The 19,787-nt window shown below is 67.1% G+C and carries 18 protein-coding genes; 11 read left to right on the top strand and 7 right to left on the bottom strand.

The features are described from left to right. Positions 1–14: 14 nt before the first annotated feature. On the bottom strand, positions 15–2,300 hold the full coding sequence (gene clpA / locus VG543_RS04000) for an ATP-dependent Clp protease ATP-binding subunit ClpA (protein ID WP_088610783.1): 2,286 nt from the start codon (positions 2,298–2,300) through the stop codon (positions 15–17). Between the two features lie 138 nt (positions 2,301–2,438). Between clpA and VG543_RS03995 the strand changes: the two genes are divergently transcribed. After that, entirely contained in the window at positions 2,439–3,251 is an 813-nt protein-coding gene (locus VG543_RS03995) for an APH(6) family putative aminoglycoside O-phosphotransferase (protein WP_423177810.1), read from the top strand. 100 nt (positions 3,252–3,351) lie between these two features. On the opposite strand, the gene clpS is transcribed toward VG543_RS03995, so the two are convergent. Beyond that, positions 3,352–3,678 (bottom strand): ATP-dependent Clp protease adapter ClpS, encoded by a 327-nt coding sequence (gene clpS / locus VG543_RS03990; protein WP_019659637.1) that lies wholly within the window; start codon positions 3,676–3,678, stop codon positions 3,352–3,354. A gap of 112 nt (positions 3,679–3,790) precedes the next feature. On the opposite strand from clpS, the gene VG543_RS03985 reads away from it, so the two are divergent. The 7 genes from VG543_RS03985 (at position 3,791) to VG543_RS03955 (ending at position 8,719) form a co-directional block, all read left to right on the top strand. Beyond that, positions 3,791–4,264 carry a hypothetical protein gene (locus VG543_RS03985; protein WP_021201774.1) on the top strand — a complete coding sequence of 158 codons (474 nt, stop codon included), beginning with the start codon at positions 3,791–3,793 and terminating at the stop codon, positions 4,262–4,264. 1 nt (position 4,265) lies between these two features. Next, complete coding sequence (locus VG543_RS03980; RefSeq protein ID WP_019659635.1) at positions 4,266–4,727, top strand: NUDIX hydrolase; 462 nt, start codon at positions 4,266–4,268, stop codon at positions 4,725–4,727. Next, on the top strand, positions 4,724–5,866 hold the full coding sequence (gene mnmA / locus VG543_RS03975) for a tRNA 2-thiouridine(34) synthase MnmA (protein ID WP_423177809.1): 1,143 nt from the start codon (positions 4,724–4,726) through the stop codon (positions 5,864–5,866). The genes VG543_RS03980 and mnmA overlap by 4 nt, the downstream gene beginning before the upstream one ends. Beyond that, a complete protein-coding gene (hflD, locus tag VG543_RS03970; RefSeq protein WP_021201771.1) occupies positions 5,863–6,477 on the top strand; it encodes a high frequency lysogenization protein HflD in 615 nt (204 codons plus the stop codon). The genes mnmA and hflD overlap by 4 nt, the downstream gene beginning before the upstream one ends. Before the next feature lie 163 nt (positions 6,478–6,640). Next, positions 6,641–7,831, top strand: a complete 1,191-nt coding sequence (locus VG543_RS03965; protein ID WP_057496336.1) for a methyl-accepting chemotaxis protein — start codon at positions 6,641–6,643, stop codon at positions 7,829–7,831. 98 nt (positions 7,832–7,929) lie between these two features. After that, a complete protein-coding gene (locus VG543_RS03960) occupies positions 7,930–8,145 on the top strand; it encodes a hypothetical protein (RefSeq protein WP_329847776.1) in 216 nt (71 codons plus the stop codon). 67 nt (positions 8,146–8,212) lie between these two features. Beyond that, positions 8,213–8,719: a hypothetical protein gene (locus VG543_RS03955; protein WP_423177807.1), complete on the top strand. Its 507-nt coding sequence runs from the start codon at positions 8,213–8,215 to the stop codon at positions 8,717–8,719. A 142-nt stretch (positions 8,720–8,861) separates the two neighbouring features. Here the strand turns inward: VG543_RS03955 and VG543_RS03950 are convergent, their stop codons facing one another. After that, positions 8,862–11,621, bottom strand: coding sequence for a bifunctional diguanylate cyclase/phosphodiesterase (locus VG543_RS03950; RefSeq protein WP_329847780.1), 2,760 nt, complete (start codon positions 11,619–11,621; stop codon positions 8,862–8,864). Between the two features lie 130 nt (positions 11,622–11,751). On the opposite strand from VG543_RS03950, the gene VG543_RS03945 reads away from it, so the two are divergent. Together VG543_RS03945 and VG543_RS03940 are read left to right on the top strand one after the other, a co-directional pair. Continuing rightward, positions 11,752–13,854, top strand: a complete 2,103-nt coding sequence (locus VG543_RS03945) for a PAS domain S-box protein (RefSeq protein WP_423177805.1) — start codon at positions 11,752–11,754, stop codon at positions 13,852–13,854. Positions 13,855–13,858: 4 nt separating this feature from the next. Continuing rightward, the gene (locus VG543_RS03940; RefSeq protein WP_019659626.1) at positions 13,859–15,631 is read left to right on the top strand and encodes an EAL domain-containing protein; all 1,773 of its coding nucleotides are present in this window, start codon (positions 13,859–13,861) and stop codon (positions 15,629–15,631) included. A gap of 195 nt (positions 15,632–15,826) precedes the next feature. On the opposite strand, the gene VG543_RS03935 is transcribed toward VG543_RS03940, so the two are convergent. From VG543_RS03935 to flgA, 4 genes are all read right to left on the bottom strand, one after another. Beyond that, positions 15,827–17,047 (bottom strand): ATP-binding protein, encoded by a 1,221-nt coding sequence (locus VG543_RS03935; RefSeq protein ID WP_019659625.1) that lies wholly within the window; start codon positions 17,045–17,047, stop codon positions 15,827–15,829. Between the two features lie 89 nt (positions 17,048–17,136). Then, the gene (locus tag VG543_RS03930; protein WP_423177803.1) at positions 17,137–17,475 is read right to left on the bottom strand and encodes a flagellar protein FlgN; all 339 of its coding nucleotides are present in this window, start codon (positions 17,473–17,475) and stop codon (positions 17,137–17,139) included. Next, the gene (gene flgM / locus VG543_RS03925) at positions 17,472–17,777 is read right to left on the bottom strand and encodes a flagellar biosynthesis anti-sigma factor FlgM (RefSeq protein WP_019337421.1); all 306 of its coding nucleotides are present in this window, start codon (positions 17,775–17,777) and stop codon (positions 17,472–17,474) included. The genes VG543_RS03930 and flgM overlap by 4 nt, the downstream gene beginning before the upstream one ends. Before the next feature lie 75 nt (positions 17,778–17,852). After that, the gene (gene flgA, locus VG543_RS03920) at positions 17,853–18,509 is read right to left on the bottom strand and encodes a flagellar basal body P-ring formation chaperone FlgA (RefSeq protein ID WP_329843018.1); all 657 of its coding nucleotides are present in this window, start codon (positions 18,507–18,509) and stop codon (positions 17,853–17,855) included. Positions 18,510–18,769: 260 nt separating this feature from the next. Here flgA and VG543_RS03915 point away from each other — a divergent pair, with 260 nt between their 5' ends. After that, positions 18,770–19,714, top strand: coding sequence for a chemotaxis protein (locus VG543_RS03915; protein ID WP_019659622.1), 945 nt, complete (start codon positions 18,770–18,772; stop codon positions 19,712–19,714). Positions 19,715–19,787: the final 73 nt, after the last annotated feature.

Genomic DNA, 19,787 nt, shown 5'->3' with positions numbered 1-19,787 from the left:
GCCAAGCCTTCAGCTCACTCCACCGTAACCGGCAGCAGCCGCTCCGGTTCGGCCTGGGTCTCGACCACGAGCTCGTCGTCGCGAACATCGATGCTCACCTTGCCACCGTTGACCAGCTTGCCGAACAGCAGCTCGTCGGCCAGCGGACGCTTGATCTTGTCCTGGATCACGCGGGCCATCGGGCGCGCACCCATCAGCGGGTCGAAGCCGTGGTGGGCCAGCCAGTCGCGGGCGGTCGGGGTGGCCGACAGGCTCACGTGCTTGTCCTGCAGCAACATCTCCAGCTCGATCAGGAACTTGTCGACCACGCGCAGGATGTGCTCGAAGCCCAGCGCCTGGAACTGCACCACCGCATCGAGGCGGTTGCGGAACTCCGGGGTGAAGCTGCGGCGGATGGTCTCCATCGCATCGGTGGCATGGTCCTGCTTGGTGAAGCCGATCGAGCGCCGCGAGGCCTGTGCCGCGCCGGCATTGGTGGTCATCACCAGCACCACGTTCTTGAAGTTGGCTTCACGACCGTTGGTATCGGTCAGCACGCCGCGGTCCATCACCTGCAGCAGGATGTTGAAGATGTCCGGGTGCGCCTTCTCGATCTCGTCCAGCAGCAGCACGCAGTGCGGTGTCTTGACGATCTTCTCGGTCAGCAGGCCGCCCTGGTCGAAGCCGACATAGCCCGGAGGGGCGCCGATCAGGCGGCTGATCGAATGCGGCTCCATGTACTCGGACATGTCGAAGCGGACCAGCTCGATGCCCAGCTGCAGCGCCAGCTGCTTGGTCACCTCGGTCTTGCCGACGCCGGTCGGGCCGGCGAACAGGAAGTTGCCGATCGGCTTCTCCGGGTTGCCCAGGCCCGAGCGGGCCAGCTTGATCGCCGAGGACAGCGTCTCGATCGCCGGATCCTGCCCGAAGATCACCATCTTCAGGTTGCGCTCCAGATGCTGCAGCACGTCCTTGTCGGTGGCGCTGACCTGCTTGGTCGGGATACGCGCCATCTTGGCCACGATCGCTTCCACTTCCTCGACGTCGATCAGCTCCTTGCGCTGGCCTTCCGGCAGCAGGCGCTGGCGGGCACCGGCCTCGTCGATCACGTCGATGGCCTTGTCCGGCAGCAGGCGGTCGCCGATGTGCTTCACCGACAGGTCCACCGCCGCCTGCAGCGCTTCGTCCGAATAGGTCACGCTGTGGTGCAGCTCGTATTTGGACTTCAGGCCCTGCAGGATCTCGTAGGCCTCGCCCACGGTCGGCTCTACGATATCAATCTTCTGGAAGCGGCGGGCCAGCGCCCGGTCCTTCTCGAAGATGCCGCGATATTCCTGGAAGGTGGTCGAGCCGATGCAGCGCAGCTCGCCGGAGGCCAGCGCCGGCTTGATCAGGTTGGACGCATCCATGGTGCCACCCGACGCCGAGCCGGCGCCGATGATGGTGTGGATCTCGTCGATGAACAGCACCGCGTTGGGCACCTTCTTCAGCGCGGTCAACACACCCTTCAGCCGCTTCTCGAAGTCGCCGCGGTACTTGGTGCCGGCCACCAGCGCGCCCAGGTCGAGCGAGTAGATCACCGCGTCGGCCAGCACGTCGGGTACCGAGCCCTCGACGATGCGGCGGGCCAGGCCCTCGGCGATGGCGGTCTTGCCCACGCCAGCCTCGCCCACGTACAGCGGATTGTTCTTGCGGCGCCGGCACAGGACCTGGATGGTGCGCTCGATCTCATCGCCACGACCGACCAGCGGATCGATGCGGCCGGACCGGGCCTGTTCGTTGAGGTTGCTGGCGAATTCGGTCAGGGCATCGCCCTTCGGCTCGCCCTCCCCGCCTTCCATGCGGCCCTCACCCTCGGAGGAAGAGGACGGCTGCTCGCCTTCCTCGCCCAGCTTGGCGATGCCGTGGGACAGGTAATTGACCACATCCAGCCGGGTGACATCCTGCTGGTTGAGGTAGTAGACGGCGTGGGAGTCCTTTTCGCCGAAGATGGCGACCAGCACGTTGGCGCCGGTGACCTCCTTCTTGCCCGAGGACTGCACGTGGTACACGGCCCGCTGCAGCACCCGCTGGAAGCCCAGGGTCGGCTGGGTGTCACGGCCGTCATCTTCGGCCAGGCGGGACACCGAGGCCTCGATGGCCTGCTCCAGCTCCTGGCGCAGGCGTTCGGCGTCCGCACCGCAGGCCTTCAGTACGGCCTGGGCGGACGGGTTGTCGAGCAGTGCCAACAGCAGGTGTTCGACCGTCATGAACTCATGCCGGGCCTCACGGGCGCGCTTGTAGCACTGGCCGATGGTGTGTTCGAGGTCTTTGCTGAACATGGATTACTCCGGCGGCAGATGGGAACAATATGCGGCCTGACTACGCGATTTCCATCACCCTAGCGGATTGCTGCGTTCAGATGGCGTTAGCACTGCAGAACGCTTGATCTTCATTCACTCCAGAAGACCTCAACCGGCATGAGCGAACCCTACCTGAGCCGCTGGCGATTGCGGCGTGATGGCCCGGCCATCTGCACGCCCCACGCCCGGCTCTGGCCGGTGCTGACCGCTGCCGGCGCGCCGGCGATGCTGAAGATCAGCAGCGAAACCGAAGAGCAGAACAGCCATCGCCTGCTGCGTTGGTGGGAGGGCGATGGCGCCGCCCGCCTGCTGGCCCACGAGGGGCCGGCAATCCTGATCGAGCGCGCCGAAGGCGATTCGCTGCGGCAACGTTCAATCGCGGGCGGCGATGACGCCTGCACCACGGTCCTGTGCCAGGTCCTGCAGCGGCTGCACCGGCCACGGAGCGCGCGCCCAGCGGAACTGGTCTGCCTGCGTAGATGGTTCGCCGACCTGCTGCAGCCAAGGGCTGCGCTGCCGCCACTGCTGGAACAGTGCAGATCACTGGCGGAGGGGGTGCTGCGTGACGAACAGGAGATCCGGCCGCTGCATGGCGACCTGCACCACGACAACGTGCTCGACTTCGGCGCGCGCGGCTGGCTGGCGATCGACCCGAAGCGGCTGCTGGGCGATCGCGCGTTCGATTACACGACGCTGTTCAGCAACCCGGATCTCTGCGGTCCGGGCATCCATGTGGCCACCCGGCCCGAGCGGTTTGCCGCGCGCGTAGAACAGGTGACCGCGCTGGCCGGCCTCGAGCGCACCCGCCTGCTGCGTTGGGTCGCTGCCAGCGCAGGGCTGTCGGCGGTGTGGTTCCGCGATGATGGCGACCCAGCGGTTGTGGACGAATCGGTCGCGAGGATGGCGTTGCAGGCGCTGGCGGAAGCGTGATCCGGCTGTAGAGCCGAGCCTGCGCTCGGCTGCTCTGCCAGCGATCTGGATACCTGCACGAACAGCAGCCGAGCATGGGCTCGGCTCTACAAAAGGCCGGTCAGGCCTTTTCCATCGTGCACAGCAGCGGATGCTGGTTCATCCGCGAATACTCGTTGACCTGGGCCACCTTGGTCTCGGCCACTTCGCGGGTGAACACCCCGCACACGCCGCGGCCGCGGGTATGGACGTGGAGCATCACCTGCGTGGCCTTGTCCAGGTCCATGTTGAAGAACTGCTGGAGCACGTCCACCACGAAATCCATCGGGGTGTAGTCATCATTGAGCAGCATCACCTGGTAGAACGGCGGCGGCGCTACTTCCGGGCGCGCAGGTTCTACGGCAACGCCGTGCTCGTGCTGGGAATCGGGGGAGGACTCATGGGGCATCCGTCCATTATAGAGGCTCGGAGAAGCCTGCGTCGGCCCGCCGCAGATTGGACGGCACGCACGGCCGCCGTCACAATTGCATCTTCTCTCAACACTGTTTCACAGGATCTTCATGAAAAGGACCCTTCTTACCGCCCTGTTGATCGCCCTGGCTCCTGCCGGCGCCGCCACCGCCGCAACCACCGCCGACAAGTCCGTGGGCCGCCACCTGGACAAGCTGGGCTATACCTATGAAGTCGACGAGGACGGCGACTACCGCATGGTCTTCGACGTCGAGGGTGACCGCACCCAGATGGTCTACGTGCGCTCGGCGGTGGAAGATTTCGGCAGCCACAACATCCGCGAGATCTGGTCGCCGGCGTACAACGCCAAGACCAAGCAGTTCCCGGTGGCCGTGGCCAACCGCCTGCTGGAAGATTCGCAGGACGCCAAGATGGGCGGCTGGGTCAAGCAGGACACCACCGCCATGTTCGTGGTGAAGATCGATGCCGATGCCACCCCGGACCAGCTCAGTGACGCCATCGATGCGGCCATCCGCACCGCCGACGCGATGGAGCTGGAGCTGACCAAGAAGGACGAGTTCTGAGTTGAACGCCACGCCGGACCCGCGCTGGGCACCGCACGCCACCGTCGCCACGGTGGTGGTCGACGGCGGCCGCGTGCTGCTGGTTGAAGAGACCATCGACGGCCGCCAGGTGCTGAACCAGCCTGCCGGCCACCTCGAGCCGGGCGAAAGCCTGGCCGAGGCAGCCCTGCGCGAGACCCGCGAGGAAACCGGCTGGACGGTGCAGCTGACCCATTTCATCGGCTGCTACCAGTGGACTGCCGGCGACGGCACCGCGTTCCTGCGCTTCTGCTACGCCGCGCGCCCGCTCTCGCACGACCCGGCGCAGCCGCTGGACACCGGCATCGACCGCGCGCTGTGGCTGACCCCGGCCGAGCTGCAGGCCGCCGGCGAGCGCCAGCGCAGCCCGCTGGTCTGGCAGGTGGTGGCTGATTACCTGGGTGGCCAGCGCCATCCGCTTTCGCTGGTCCGGGAGGTCGCATGAGCACGCCGCGCGTGATGGTGGGCGTCTCCGGTGGCGTAGACTCTTCCGTCGCGGCCTGGCGCCTGGTACAGCAGGGCGAGGCCGTGGCAGGCCTGTTCATGCAGAACTGGGCCGACGACGGCAGCGGTGACTGCCGCGCTGAGGATGACCGCCGCGATGCGGTTGCCGTATGCGGCCTGCTCGGTATCCCGTTCCACTTCCGGGACTTCTCCAGCGAGTACTGGCAGGGCGTGTTCGAGCACTTCCTGGCCGAGTACGCCGCTGGCCGCACGCCGAACCCGGACGTGCTGTGCAATCGCGAAGTGAAGTTCAAGCATTTCCTGGATGCCGCCCGCGAGCTGGGCGCCGAGCGCATCGCCACCGGCCATTACGCGCGCGTAGCCCAGCGCGGTGGCCAATGGCTGCTGCTGCGTGGCGCCGACCGCTCCAAGGACCAGAGCTACTTCCTGCACCAGCTGGGCCAGGCGCAGCTGGCAGCGACCCTGTTCCCGATCGGCGACCTGGAAAAGACCGACCTGCGCAGGATCGCGCGCGACGTCGGCCTGCCGACCCACGCCAAGAAGGATTCCACCGGCATCTGCTTCATCGGCGAGCGGGATTTCCGCGAATTCCTCGGCCGCTACCTGCCGGCCAGGCCCGGCCAGATCCTTGACCCGGCCGATGGCACCGTGATCGCCGAACACCCGGGCGTATTCTATTTCACCCTGGGCCAGCGCGAGGGCCTGAACATCGGCGGCGTGCGCGGCCGCCCGGCCGCTCCGTGGTACGTGGTCGGCAAGGATGTGGCCAGCAACGTGCTGTACGTGGACCAGGACCGCGACAGCAAGTGGATGCTTTCCAACCGGCTGCGTTCGGAAACCGCGCACTGGATTGCCGGCTCGCCGCCGTCGCGGCGCTTCGAATGCACCGCCCAGACCCGCTACCGACAGCCCGATGAGCCGTGTACGGTCAACGTGCTGGACGATGGCAGCGTGCTGGTCACCTTCGCGCGCCCGCAGCGCGCCGTTACCCCCGGTCAATCGCTGGTGCTGTATGACGGTGATGTATGCCTGGGTGGCGCGGTGATCGCCGCCACCGATGCGCCGCTGGAACAGCGTCTGCGCACCACTCCTTCCCCTTTTGAGGTATCCGCTGCATGAGTTTCACTGTCGACGACCGCGTCCTGGCCCTGGCCGGCATTGCCCAGGCCCTGCAGCAGGTACGCCGCATCGCCGATACCGGCCATTCCGACGCCGCCGCCGTGCGCACCGCCGTGGACAGCGTGTTCCGTGTCGATGCGTCCTCGCCGCAGGCGGTATTCGGTGACCGCCATGCACTGAAGGCCGGGCTGCGCCTGCTGCACAACTACTTCCGCAACCAAGGCCAGGATCCGATCCTGCCCAAGCTGGCCCTGTCGGTGCTGCAGCTGGAGCGCCGCTTCGTTCAGGATGGCGCCACGGTGAACAAGGTCGCCTCGGGCATCGAGCGCGCCCAGCGCCAGGCCGCCGAGCTGGGCGACAGCGGCCACCCGGATGTGCTGGCCAGCCTGGGCAGCCTGTACGCGGACACCATCAGCCACCTCAAGCCGCGGGTGATGGTGCAGGGCAACCCGCACTACCTGGGCCAGGCTGGCGTGGTGGCCGAGATCCGCGCCCTGCTGCTGGCAGCGGTGCGCTCGGCGGTGCTATGGCGGCAGCTGGGCGGCAGCTACTGGGACTTCCTGTTCGGCCGCAAGGCGATGATCGAGGCGGTGGACCGCCAGCTGGCGTAAGCGCATGGGGTCCGGGCGCTTTTCCATGGAAAAGGGAATCGGACACCGAATCACCGCCAGCGCCGGAAAACCGGCGCATTCAGAATGCACTTCGGGGCACATCGACGTTAAAGAGAAAGGGGGTACGGCCGATACATCCTCCGTGCACCTCCCGAGAACGTCCATGTACTCACGCATTTTCATCCGTCTGGCCGCCCCCCTGGCTCTGACCCTGCTGCTCCCCTTCGCCATCGGTTTCGAATGGCCGGCCGCCCTGCGCTGGGCGATCCTGACCACGATGACGCTGAGCTGGCTCGGCTTTGCGTGGTGGACCACCCGCGCCCAGGCGCATCGTTCCCCGGAACATGCCCGTGTCCTGCGTGAGCAGGACCAGCTGCTGACCGAACTGCGCAACTTCGTCGGCAACGAAATCGACGGTTCGCGTGGTGAAGTGGAACGCGCCCGTGACCTGATCCGCCAGGCCGTCTCCAGCCTCGGTGGCAGCTTCGATGCGATGAACCGCAAGTCGCGCCAGCAGAGCCAAGCCCTGTCGCGCATCGTCGACCGCGCCGGTGATGAAGGCAATGCCGGCCTCGACGTTGCCCGTTTCGCCCAGCACGCCAGCCACCGCATGGAGCAGCTGGTGGAAGCACTGGAACAGGTCAGCGGCCAGAGCAGCACCACCGTGCAGCACATCGACCAGATGGCGCAGCACCTGGATGGCATCTTCGCGCTGCTGGAAGACGTCAAGTCGATCGCCGACCAGACCAACCTGCTGGCGCTGAACGCCGCCATCGAAGCCGCGCGTGCCGGTGAAGCCGGCCGAGGCTTCGCGGTGGTCGCCGACGAAGTGCGCAACCTGTCCGAGCGCTCGACCACCTTCAACGAGCAGATCCGCAAGCTGGCGCACAGCTCCAAGGACGCCATCGCCAAGGTGCGCGAGACGGTTTCGCACATGGCCTCGCGCGACATGGACCGCTCCCGTGAAGCGCGCCAGGAAGCGGCCGCGATGCTCGACAACGTGGCCCAGATCAATGCCTCGCTGGGCGACGGCATGCGTGAAGTGTCCGAGTGCGCCCGTGCGATCGATGGCAGCGTGGCCGAGGCCGTGCGCGCCCTGCAGTTCGAAGACATCGCCACCCAGGCCCTGGGCGGCGTGCACACCCACCTGGACCGCCTGACCGCGATCAACCGTGAAGCGGTGGCGCTGCAGGAACTGCTGCACCGCAATGGCGGCGTGTTCGACGAAGAGATCGCCACCGCCCTGCAGCGCACCGGCAGCCGCCTGCGCGAACTGCGCAGCGAATGGGAACGCCCGCCGCACAAGCCGGTTGCCCAGCAGAGCATGGGCGCCGGCACCGTCGAGCTGTTCTGATCCTGATGTCCGCTGCCCTCGCCGGCAGCCCGCAAGGCCCCGGTTCGTCCGGGGCCTTTGCCTGTAACCCGCCATTGGATGCATCCTGTACGCGCACCATGACCCTGATCCGCGCCCTGCCCGCCCTCACCGACACCGAGCGCCCGCGCAACGCGAGCGTGCGTGAGCAGCTGCAACAGCTGGAGGATGTGGCACGCGAGGAGATCCGCGAGCTGCAGCAGCTGGCGGACGCGCGCCCGGCCCGGTCGCGGGTGGACGAGGCGCTGCTGGGCCTGGCCTGGGATCTCGGGCTGGATGGGGATGCGCTTAAGTAGATCCACGCCATGCGTGGATGGGCCGTCGCGCATGGCATGATCCACCGGTACCCTTCATGGAAGACCGATGGCCATCGCCCTGATCGCACTTCTGCTGATCGAGACCGTCCTTATGATGGCCTGGGTGGCCGGCTATTTCAGCTGGGGCATCACCCTGTTCAACGAACGCATTGCGGCGTCACCGGCCATGCAGGCCCGCCTCTCGCTGGGCAGCCTGGAACGTGACCTGCCGCAGGACAAATGGCTGGACCTGGCATTCCATGCGCTGCCTGACGGCAGCATGGCGTTCCGTGAGAGCTTTGCGCCGAGCTTCGGCCTGCGCTACTTCCCGGTGATGCGCGGTCGCATCGTACTCAACGCGCGACGGCACGAGGTGCGGGTGATCGGACTGTGCAGCTGGTTCGTGGCCATCCTGTCGCTGTTGCTGTTGCCGCTGGTGGCGATGCGCCCGATGGTGGCGCCCATGCTGCTGGTGCTGCCGCTGTTCCTGGCCAGCTATCTGGTCCAGAAGCGGCGCTATGCGGCCATTGTCGAGGCATTGCGCATGCAGTTGAAGGCGGATTTTCCGAGGTAGATCCACGCCATGCGTGGATGATCGAGAGGCACAGGCATCCATGCCGACCAACGGTCGGCACCCACCAAAGCGGGTTGCGGTAGATCCACGCCATGCGTGGATGGACACAGCAGCCAAGGTCAGTTCCAACCAGTGCAGTTGATCACCGCACCAGCATCACTTCCCCACTGGCATCGGTGCGCAGCGAAACCGGCTGCGGCTGGCGCAGCCACTGCGCCAGGTCGCGCGGGCTGAGCGGGCGCGAGTACAGGTAACCCTGGATCTCGTCGCAGCCCTGGCGGCGCAGCATGTCTTCTTCCTGGTGCGTTTCCACGCCCTCCGCCACCACCTTCATGCCCAGCGCATGGCCCAGGTGCACGATGGCCTGGGTCACTTCGGCCGTACCGGAGTCGTGCAGCATGCCCTGCACGAAGCTGCGGTCGATCTTCAGGCGCCCCACCGGGAAGCGGTTGAGATAGTTGAGGTTGGAGAAGCCGGTACCGAAGTCGTCCACCGCCAGCGGCACGCCGTGCCGTTCGAGCACGTCGAAGCAATGGCGCAGGATGTCGGTGTCACGGATCAGCGCCGACTCGGTCAGCTCCAGTTCCAGCCGTTGCGGCGGCCAGCCATGGGCATGGCAGATCTCGATCACGCGTTCGGCGAAGCCACGATCACGCAGCTGCACCGCCGACACATTGACCGCGATGCGATCAAACTGCAGTCCGGCGCGGTCCCAAGCGGTTGCCTGGCGGCAGGCCTCGTTCAGCACCCAGTCGCCGATGCGCACGATCTCGCCGCACTTTTCAGCAATGGGAATGAACTCGGCCGGGCTGCAGTAGCCGATGCCGGGCCGGTGCCACCGCAACAGTGCCTCGATCGCCGGTGGCTCGCCGTGGTGAGCGTGCAGCAACGGCTGGTAGGCCAGGCTGAACTCGTCGCGCTCGATGGCCCCATGCAGGGCATGCTCGACGTCCAGCCGGCGCTGGATGCGGGCCAATGCGTCCTGGCTGTAGTACTGGTAGGTATTGCGCCCGGCTTCCTTGGCCGCGTACATCGCGGCGTCGGCAGCACGCAGCAGGGAATCAAAGTCGGTCTGCGCATCGCCCAGCATCGCGATGCCGACGCTGGCGCCGACCTTCAACGTGGTCTCGCCACGGCGCAGCGGCTCGGCCAACGAGGCGATCAGCTTGCGCGCCACGTGGCCGGCGTCTTCCGGCTCGGCCAGATCGCGCAGCACCACAATGAACTCGTCGCCACTGAAGCGGCCGAACAGGTCGTTGTTGCGCAGGTTCTGGTGCAGGCGGGTGGCCGCCGCCTTCAGCAGCGCATCGCCGGTGGCGTGGCCGAAGCTGTCGTTGATGGTCTTGAAGCCGTCCAGGTCGATGAACAGCATCGCCAGCGAGGTTCCGCGATCGCGTGCTTCCTCGATGGCCTCGGCGGTCTGCTCGCCGAGCAGCACGCGATTGGGCAGGCCAGTCAGCAGATCGTAGTGCGCCAGCAGCTCGATGCGCTCATTGGCCTCGCGCTCGCGGGTGATGTCACGGAACAGCACCACGAAGCGCGGCGGCAGGCCATCACGGCGGTCCAGTTCAATCAGCACCTGCACCCACACGCGCAGGCCGGACTGGCGGTAGAAGCACAGGTCCAACTGCTCGGGCAGGCCGCCGTTGGCGATACGGGCGAGTGCCGCCTCGAACGCGTTGCGCGAGTCCTCCGTGTACAGCGCCAACGCCTGGTCGAGGGTGATCGGTTCCTTGCGCAGGCCATGGATGCGGTAGCACTCCTCGGTCCACTGCATGCTGCGAGTCTGCACTTCGATCTCGCAGCCGCCGATGCGGCCCAGCGCGGAAACCCGGTTCAGCAGTTCGGTGCGCCAGCGGATCAGCGCATCGGTCTGGTGCTGCTCGGTGATGTTCTGCACCTGGCCGAGCAGGCGCTTGGGCTGGCCGTCCATGTCGAGCAGCGGCTGCATCCACAGGCGCAGGTGCTGCGAAGGCTCATGGCCGCGGGTCAGCTCCAGCTCGAGGTTGGCAGCGCGGCCATCGCGCCATAACCGCCGCCATGCCGCGCGCAGCGCGCCGCGGGAGCGTGGATGCAGCTGCTTCAGCCAACGCCGCTGGCCCGGAACGGCGCCCTGCTCCAGGGCCAGCAGCGAACGCAGTTCCGGCGACCACCAGAAATGCCCGCTGTTGGGATCAAACGACCAGCTGCCCATGCTGGCGATGCGCTGGGCCTCGCTCAGGTGCAGCTGCTGTTCCTGCAGCAGCGATTCGAGCTGCTTCTGCTGCTCGATATCGGTATGCGTGCCGACCATGCGCAGGGGCTGGCCATCGGCGGTGCGCGCGACCACGCGGCCGCGATCCAGCACCCAACGCCACTGGCCATCGGCCTGGCGAAAGCGGAACTGTGCACTGTACTGCTCGCTGCGCCCATGCAGGTGCTCGTCGAGCGCTGCGCGCACCAGGGCGATGTCCTCGCTGTGCACCCGAGCCAGCAGCTCGGTGGCGGTCTCGTCGCCCAGCGCCGGCGTCCGCATCACGCGGTCACTGGGGATGTCCCAGTCCCACAGGCTGTGGCCGGCACTGTCCAGCGCCAGTTCCCAGCGCCCGCCACCGTCCACCGGCACCGGCTCGGGGATGCTGAGGGTGAAGGCCAGCAGGTTGCCTGCGCCGTCGTGCACCGCACGCAGATGGCCGTCGTAGTGTCCGCGCGGGCCGCCCGGCAGCGTGCAGGCCACGATGCCGCCATCGGCGGCCATCAGGCGCAGATCTTCCAGCATCGGCGCATAGGCCGCCACGGTGGCTGGCAGGCCATGCTCGCGCGCGGCCGGATTGGCCGCCAACGGACGCCCGGTACGGTCGACGATGACCAGCGCCGACGCAAGCGGGTGCTGCAGCAGGCTGGCGATGATCCCTTGGTCCACGCGATCTTGCTCCGGATGACACGCCCGTCAGCGGGGCACGCAGTGGTTAACGGCGCCTGCGGCGGATAATTGAGTGGTCACGGCGTGCTGCGGGGTAAGATGACCAGCGCCCCTGTCACCCGCCTCGTCCATGCCTGCAGAACCGACCGGCAACGCCCCTGTTCCCGACCCGCGGATGGCGCAGGCGCTGAGCCGTGACCGCCGCCGGGTGGTGTTGAGCTACCTGGTGATGGCGCTGGCCTGGATGATCTCTACCGACAGCGTGGTGCAGGCGCTGGTGCCCGATCCGCAGCAGGCGGCACTGTGGCAGGGCCTGAAGGGCTCGTTCTTCGCCCTGGCCAGCGCAGGCCTGCTGTATCTGCTGCTGCGCCCGCTGGCCGAGCACGTGCTGCACACCCACGCGCGCCAACAGGCCTCCGAGCTGCGCCTGCGGCAGATGTTCGAGGGCAATCCCGGCCCGATCCTGGTCTACGACCTGGACACGCTGGCGATCCTCGACGCGAATCCGGCTGCCTGCAGCGCGTTCGGCTGGGAGCGCGGTGACCTTCTGGAGAAGACCATCGACGTGCTGTGGCCGCCCGGCCAGGACCAGGCACTGCAGACCAAGCTGGAGGCGATCCGCGAGGCGCCGCAGGAGCTCTGCATCCTGCGTGCCCAGCTGCAACTGCGTGATGGCTCGCTACGGCAGATGGAGCTGCGGTCCAACGCCATCAGCTATGACGGCCACAACGCCCGCTTGCTGATTGCCATCGACCGCACCGCCGAAGACCTGGCCCAGCTGCGCCGCGACCAGGCGCTGGCCCGGGTCGAGGAAGCCCACGAGCTGGCCCGTATCGGCGCCTGGGAGCTGGACCCGTCCACCGGGCTGGGTCGCTACTCCAACCAGGTCTACCGGCTGCTTGGCCGCCTCCCGCCCGAGGCCCGCCGCTGGCACCGCTTCGACGAACTGCTGGTGCCGGCCGATCCGGCCACTGCCACCCAGACCGAACAGCTGCTGGCCGAACTATGCTCCGGCGAGCCGGTGCAGGTGGACGTGCTGCTGCCCGTCCTGTCGATGGACGGGCGCGCGTTGATGGTGCACCTGCGCGCCGCCAGCGGTATCGATGAAGCTGGCCGCAGCCGCGTGCTGGGCACCCTGCAGGACGTGACCGAGCGCGAGCAGTCGCGTCGCCTGCTGCGCGAGCGCGAGGAACAGTTCCGCGAGCTGGTGCGGGTGCTGCCCGATGGTGTGGTGATCCTCGCCGACGAACACGTGTTGTACGCCAACGCCTGGGCCGCCAGCCTGTTCGGCTATGGCAGCCACACCTTGCTGGGCGAACCGCTTTCGGCACTGGTGGACAGCGCCGATCTGGCCCGCGTGCGCAGCCAGCTGCGTGCGGGCCAGCTGCACCTGGGGCCGGGCCACAGCAGCGTGGTGGCGATGCAGCGCGCAGATGGCCGCAGCTTCCATGCCGGCCTGGCAGTGGGCGAGGTGCGCTATGGCGGCCGCGACTGCAAGCTGCTGATCGTGCGCGATCTCAGTGATTCCGAACGCATCCGCAGCGCACTGGAAACCAGCAACCGCGAACTGCAGGCCATGGCCGGCCGCCTGTTCTCGCTGCAGGAGGATGAGCGCCGCGCGATCTCGCGCGACCTGCACGACGATATCGGCCAGGCGATCACGGCGATCAAGCTGTCTGCCTATGCCGCGCAGGACGAGGACGATCCGCAACGCCGCGGTGAGGACCTGGCACAGATCGTCAGCCTGGCCGATACCACGGTGGCCAAGCTGCGCGACATCTCTACCCTGCTGCGGCCGCCGCAGCTGGACGCACTGGGCCTGGAAGCGGCGCTGAGCTGGCAGGCACGGGTACTGTTCCGTTCCTCGCCGGTGGAGCTGCTGGCCGAGATCGAGCCGCTGCCGCACCGTCCCGACAACAGCATCGAGCAGGCCTGCTTCCGTATTGCCCAGGAAAGCCTGACCAACGTGCTGCGCCACGCCCGTGCCAGCCAGGTACAGCTGCAGCTGCGCGACGTCGGCCAGCGCGGCCTGCACCTGCAGATCCGCGACGACGGCGAGGGTTTCGACCCCGACGGCCCGCGCGGACTGGGCCTGATCGTGATGCGCGAGCGTGCGCAGAGCGTCGGTGGCCATGTACGGATCGAATCCGCGCACGGTGAAGGCACCCTGATCGACGTTCATCTCCCCTACCAGGCAGCCAGCATGGCCGCCGCCGAGTCACCGGACTACTGAGCCTATGTGGAATCCCAACCAGCCCCCGGTCAGCATCGATGATGCGCCTGATCGCCTCGGTGCCGGCAACCCCGAGTTGCAGGTGATGGTCGCCGAGGCGGCCTCGGGCGGTACCGCACTCATGCTGATGCATGTGGACATCGACCACTTCGCCTCTGTCAACGAAAACATGAGCGCCGAGGTAGGTGACCAGGCCCTGGTGCTGGTTGCGCAGCGGTTGCAGTCCTACCTGCGAGGGCGCGGCAAACTGTGGCGCCACGGCAGCGACGAGTTCCTGATCGCGGTGCCACGCACAGCCGAGGTGCCACTGCCGGAGGATTTCGCCGAGGAAATCCGGCAGCAGATGGAACTGCCGCTGTCGGTCCTGCCGTACACGCTGTTCATGACCGGCAAGCTGGGCGTGAGCCTGTGCCCGGAGCATGCCAGCAACGTTTCACGCCTGCTGGACCACGCCGAAGATGCGCTGTATCAGGCCGCCCGCGAGGGCGGCAACGCGGTGCGCATCCACGCCGTGGACACGCCGCCGAGCGCGCACAGCGAGAGCATCATCGCGCGGCAGATCGTCGATGCCATTCCCAACGGCGAACTGAAACTGCGCTACCAGCCGTTGGTCAGCGCCCGCGATGGCCACGTGGTCGGCATGGAAGCGCTGCTGCGCTGGCAGTCACCGACGCTGGGCATGCTGGTGCCGGAGCGCTTCATGCGCACCGCCGAGCGGCTGGGCATCATCGTGCAGATCGGCACCTGGGTGCTGGAAGGTGCACTCAAGCAGGCCCGCCTGTGGCGCGACCAAGGCTTCGACGATTTCACCATCGCGGTGAACGTCTCCACCCTGCAGCTGCTGCGGCCGAACTTCTTCGCCGAAGTGATGGGCCTGATCCAGGCCGCGGGCATACCGGCACAGATGCTGACGCTGGAGATCAACGAAAGCGCGCTGACCAACAACGTCAACTTCGTGCATGAGACGCTGGCCAACCTGCGCAACGAGGGCATCAGCCTGAGCCTGGACAACTTCGGCACCGGTGACTCCAGTCTCAGTGCGCTGGTGCGCTACCCGGTGGACAAGCTGAAGATCGACCGCAGCTTCATCAAGAGCGCGCCGGCCGGCAACCGCGAGGCGGCCATCGCCCGCGCGATCATCGCCATGGGCCATCAGCTGGGCATGACGGTGATCGCCAACGGCGTTGAATCGCAGGCGCAGCTTGGCTTCCTGCGTCGCAACGACTGTGATGTGTTCCAGGGCTACCTGTTCGGCGAACCGATGTCGGCCGATGCCGCAGGCATGACCCTGCGCCGCCGCTACCTGCGCCCGGAAGCTTTCGCCGAGACCCGTCCCGACCGCACGCTGCTCTTGCTGGACGACGAAGAGAACGTGTTGCGATCGCTGGTGCGGCTGTTCCGTCGCGACGGCTACCGCATCCTGGCGGCCGGCAACGTGCGTGATGCGTTCGACCTGCTGGCGATCAACGACGTGCAGGTGATCCTGTCCGACCAGCGCATGAGCGACATGAGCGGCACCGAGTTCCTCGGCCGGGTGAAGATGCTGTACCCGGACACGATCCGGTTGGTGCTGTCCGGCTATACCGATCTGAACACGGTGACCGATGCGATCAACCGCGGCGCGATCTACCGCTTCCTGACCAAGCCATGGAACGACGACGAGCTGCGCAAGCATATCCACCAGGCGTTCCGCACGTACGAGGAACAGCGCCGCAGCAACGCCGGGCCGGCGCCGGTGGAGAGCGGAGACGGCGGCGAGGACCGCCCGCTGCGGTAACGATCCAGCCTGGTAGAGCCGGCCGCTGGCCGGCTGCTCTGCATGCCGGGTGCAATGAGGTTGCCGGCCAGCGGCCGGCACTACCCGAGGCGCGACCCAGGCCGGGACAGGCCCTGGTAGAGCCGGCCGCTGGCCGGCTGCTACGCGACGGGGTTAATGAGGTTGCCGGCCAGTGGCCGGCATTACCCGAAGCGGTCAGCGCGGCTGCTTCACCGGCAGCACCACGCGGAAGCGCGAGCCCACGCCCGGGGTGCTGTCCAGGTCGATCCGGCCATGGTGCTTGTTGATGATGCTGTAGGAGATCGACAGGCCCAGGCCCGTGCCACTGCCCACCGGCTTGGTGGTGAAGAACGGATCGAAGATGCGTTGGCGCAGTTCCGGCGAGATGCCACCGCCGGTGTCCTCGAACTCGACCCACACCTGGTCGCCATCGACGCCGGTGCGCACGGTGATCGTGCCGCGCTCGGCGATGGCATGGCCCGCGTTGAGCAGCAGGTTCATGTAGACCTGGTTCAACTCCGATGGCAGGCATTCCACCAGCGGCAGTTGGCCGAACTCGCGTACCAGGGTGACCTTGTACTTGAGCTCGTTCCAGATGATGTTGATGGTCGATTCCAGGCCCGCGTGCAGGTCGACCAGCTTCCACGACTCGTCACGCCCGGAATACGAGAAGTCTTTCAGATCACGCACGATGCGCGTCACCCGTTCGATGCCTTCGCGCGATTCGGCCATCAGCTGCGGCAGGTCGCGGCTGATGAAATCGATGTCCAGGCGGTCACGGATGTCATCGATCTCCGGGATCAGCGCCTTCGGGTCCGGCGCACGCAACGCGCGTTCGTAGGCTTCGATCACGGTGAACAGGCTGCGCAGGTACTCCTGCAGGCTGCCCAGGTTTGAGTGCACGTAGCCGATCGGATTATTGATCTCGTGCGCGACGCCGGCAGCAAGCTGGCCGATCGAGGCCATCTTCTCCGATTGCAGCAGTTTCTCCTGGGTGCCGTTGAGCCGCAGGTAGGCCTGGCGCAGCTCGGCGTGGCGCTGCTGCAGTTCTCGCTCGTAGTCTTCCTGTCCTTCGATATGACGGAACAAGGCCAGGAAGTGCCCCTGTCCCACCGGGCCGTGGTGATACAGGTGGGCGATGACCACGCCCTCGCCCAGCGGCAGGCTGCCGTTCCAGTGACCATGCTGGCGCGCGTGTTCCAGCGCATCGGGGGGCAGCAGCTCGCGAAGCCGCTGAGGGGGCGGCAATGCACCATCCTCACCGCTCGCCAACAGGTTCTGCGCGGCTGGATTGGCCAGCGCAACCTGCCCGTCTTCGGTGAACAGCAGCAGCCCTTCGCGCAGGCGCTCAAGCAGGGCCTGCAGTACCGGCTGTGGCGGAAGGGGGGCGGTAACCAGGGCGTTGGCAGCGGACACGGCGACTCGGGGGCATTCGAACAGACGCCCAATATACGCGCTCGTGCAGCGGGCTTCAGCCCGCGTGATGGGGTTGTTCGACCGCCGCCTCAGGCGACGGCGAGTGGGCGGCGCGCTGTGACGGTGTGCGCCTGCCCCTTGGCATCGTAGGCCGAGGCATCTTCGGTGCGCCCGAGCTGGCGCAGGGCCCAGTTGACCTCGCGGCGCCGGCGCGACAGAAGAACGCCGTTGGCGCGGTTGCGTTCGGCCAGTTCCTGCAGCTGCTCGCCTTCCCCGAGCGGCGGCGCGCCTTCCAGCGCACGCAGCGCTTCCAGCTTGGCGCCGGTGGCCCGGATCAGGGCGTGCACGTCGTGCTCGACCAGGGCCTGGCGTTCAACGTCCAGGGCTTGGGCAAGACGCTGCAGCGGCTCGCTCATCGCCGCAGTCATCCGTGCAGCTGCTGGTCCAGCTCGAGCATGCGCGATGCGATCGCGTCCGGATTGATCTTGTAGGTGCCGTTCTGCAGCGACTCGCGCACGGCGGCCACGCGCTGGGCGTCGATTGCCGGGGCGGTGGTCAGCTCACGCTCGATGGCCTGCAGATTGGTGGCCTCGCCGGTCAGGCGCAGGCTGTCGGCCGCCTCGACCGGGCGGGCCGCCGCATCGGTGCTTACACCGGGCTTGTTGGCCGGGGTCGTCACGCTGCGCAGGGCCTGGGGGACCTGCAGGTTGCCGTCGATTTTCTGGCTCATGGGGTGTCCTGGAGTTGCCGTTCACATGGGATAACGGCCGAAGGGCCGTGATCTTTAGGGATATTCTGCGGTAATTCAACGCGCCACGATTACGTCACCGGCGGCGTCGACCGTGCCCTGCACGATCCGCCGCGAGGACAGGTTCTCGACCGAGACCCGCTCGTTCTCACCCGCGTCACCCATCGCACGGCCTGCAATACGGACCTCGACCGAGCCGCGACGCGAGACCAGCGCCACATTGTCTCCTCGCTTGATGAGACGCTGCACCACCAGATCGTTGCTCGACAGCAGGGCCCCGGCCTGCAACGGACGGCGGGCGATGCGGCCGATCGCTGCGTTGGGATCGGCCAGCACCGCACCGGCAATCCGGGCGGCATCACGCTGGGCAGTGGTGATATCGGCAGCGGTAAGGGTTTCTCCAGTACCGATTCCGCGGTTGAGCACCAGCACGGTCTGGTTGCGCCGCACTTTCACTGGCACGAACAGGCGCCAGCCACCGGCGTCGGGACAGCTGACTTCCACCGTGGTGTTGGCGGTGGGCTGCACCTGCAGCGCGCCGCCACACTTGGGCAGGCGCAGCGCATCGGCCACCTGCGCCTCCCCCTCGCTCCCGGCAGGCAGCGTCGACAACGCCGCCGCGCGGATGCTGGCAACCGGCTGCCACTCTGCAGCGGCTGCCCATGGCGCGGCTGCGGCGAGCACGATGGCGAATAGATGTGTGACCCGGCGCATGGCGCCTCCTGTCGATGGAATCTGGCCCTGGTGCGTGCAAGGGGTGTGCCAGAGCGCCGGGACCCGTTGATCGGATCCGGGATGGGGACGCGACCGGATGGGTAGAGTCGACTGTTAGTCGACTTTCGCGCGAAGCGCGGGGTTTCCCGTGATCGCATCGAAGAGCGGTCGACTGGCAGTCGACTCTACAAACGCGGTGCGGACCGCGCAGGCGGCAGAGCGCCCTCAAGTTTGGCGCCCACCCCGCCGATACAGCAGCCATGTCCCATGACCTGCTCAACCGGATCGACCAGCGAACCCGACTGGCCGGCCACAACCGCCTGGCGCTGCTGCTGTTCCGTCTCGGCGGACGTCAGCTTTTTGGCGTCAATGTCTTCAAGGTGCAGGAAGTCCTGCGGCGCCCGGAGCTGTTCCAGGTGCCCGGGTTGCCCAGCCAGTTTGCCGGCGTGGCCGACGTACGCGGCCGCTCGGTGCCGGTGCTGGACCTGGGCCTGGCCATCGGCCACCCCGAGCGTGAGCCTGACGCGGACACCTCGCCTGGCTACCTGGTCGTCACCGAATTCAACCGTTCGATCCAGGGCTTCCTGGTCAGCGGCGTGGAGCGCATCGTCAACATCGCGGTGGAAGACATCCACCCGCCGCCGGAACTGGGTGCCGAATCGAGCTACCTGACGGCGGTGACCCGCTTCCAGGGTGAGCTGATCCAGGTGATCGACGTTGAAAGCGTGCTGGCCGATATCGCCCAGGTACGCGGTGATGCCGTACTCGATCCAGCAATGGCAATGCCTGCCGATGGCCCGCAGCTGCAGGTGCTGGTGGTGGACGATTCGCGCGTGGCCCGCCAGCAGATCCGCAGCGTGCTGGACCAGCTGGGCGTTGGCGCCACCCTGCTTTCCGATGGCAAGCAGGCGCTGGACCATCTGCTGCAGATCCACGCCTCGGGCGAGAACCCGGCCGAGCGCTATGCCATGGTCATCTCGGACATCGAAATGCCGGCCATGGACGGCTATACGCTGACGACGGAAATCCGGCGCCACCCTGGCCTTGCCGGCCTGTACGTGCTGCTGCATACCTCGCTGTCGGGCGTATTCAACAACGCGATGGTCGAGCGCGTCGGCGCCAATGCCTTCGTCGCCAAGTACTCGCCGCACGAACTGGCTGACTTCGTGCTCGACCGCCTGCGCAAGGTCGCGATGGCGGCCTGACAGCCACCGATCCGGTAGTGGCGGCCGCTGGCAGACGCCGATGGCTACAGCTACCAGCCCGACGTCGACCCGG

The organism is Stenotrophomonas sp. CASM101, from assembly GCF_049384845.1.
In the GTDB taxonomy this organism is placed as follows: Bacteria; Pseudomonadota; Gammaproteobacteria; order Xanthomonadales; family Xanthomonadaceae; genus Stenotrophomonas; species Stenotrophomonas hibiscicola.
This window is presented reverse-complemented; position numbering and strand designations above follow the sequence as displayed.

Bases quoted from the DNA above. Each gene is read 5' to 3' on its own strand.
- VG543_RS03955 (WP_423177807.1), top strand. From the start codon at position 8,213: ATGGCCATCGCCCTGATCGCACTTCTGCTGATCGAGACCGTCCTTATG.
- VG543_RS03985 (WP_021201774.1), top strand. From the start codon at position 3,791: ATGAAAAGGACCCTTCTTACCGCCCTGTTGATCGCCCTGGCTCCTGCC.
- flgA (WP_329843018.1), bottom strand. From the start codon at position 18,509: ATGCGCCGGGTCACACATCTATTCGCCATCGTGCTCGCCGCAGCCGCG.
- VG543_RS03965 (WP_057496336.1), top strand. From the start codon at position 6,641: ATGTACTCACGCATTTTCATCCGTCTGGCCGCCCCCCTGGCTCTGACC.
- flgM (WP_019337421.1), bottom strand. From the start codon at position 17,777: ATGAGCCAGAAAATCGACGGCAACCTGCAGGTCCCCCAGGCCCTGCGC.
- VG543_RS03930 (WP_423177803.1), bottom strand. From the start codon at position 17,475: ATGACTGCGGCGATGAGCGAGCCGCTGCAGCGTCTTGCCCAAGCCCTG.
- VG543_RS03940 (WP_019659626.1), top strand. From the start codon at position 13,859: ATGTGGAATCCCAACCAGCCCCCGGTCAGCATCGATGATGCGCCTGAT.
- clpS (WP_019659637.1), bottom strand. From the start codon at position 3,678: ATGCCCCATGAGTCCTCCCCCGATTCCCAGCACGAGCACGGCGTTGCC.
- VG543_RS03995 (WP_423177810.1), top strand. From the start codon at position 2,439: ATGAGCGAACCCTACCTGAGCCGCTGGCGATTGCGGCGTGATGGCCCG.
- clpA (WP_088610783.1), bottom strand. From the start codon at position 2,300: ATGTTCAGCAAAGACCTCGAACACACCATCGGCCAGTGCTACAAGCGC.
- VG543_RS03945 (WP_423177805.1), top strand. From the start codon at position 11,752: ATGCCTGCAGAACCGACCGGCAACGCCCCTGTTCCCGACCCGCGGATG.
- hflD (WP_021201771.1), top strand. From the start codon at position 5,863: ATGAGTTTCACTGTCGACGACCGCGTCCTGGCCCTGGCCGGCATTGCC.
- mnmA (WP_423177809.1), top strand. From the start codon at position 4,724: ATGAGCACGCCGCGCGTGATGGTGGGCGTCTCCGGTGGCGTAGACTCT.
- VG543_RS03915 (WP_019659622.1), top strand. From the start codon at position 18,770: ATGTCCCATGACCTGCTCAACCGGATCGACCAGCGAACCCGACTGGCC.
- VG543_RS03960 (WP_329847776.1), top strand. From the start codon at position 7,930: ATGACCCTGATCCGCGCCCTGCCCGCCCTCACCGACACCGAGCGCCCG.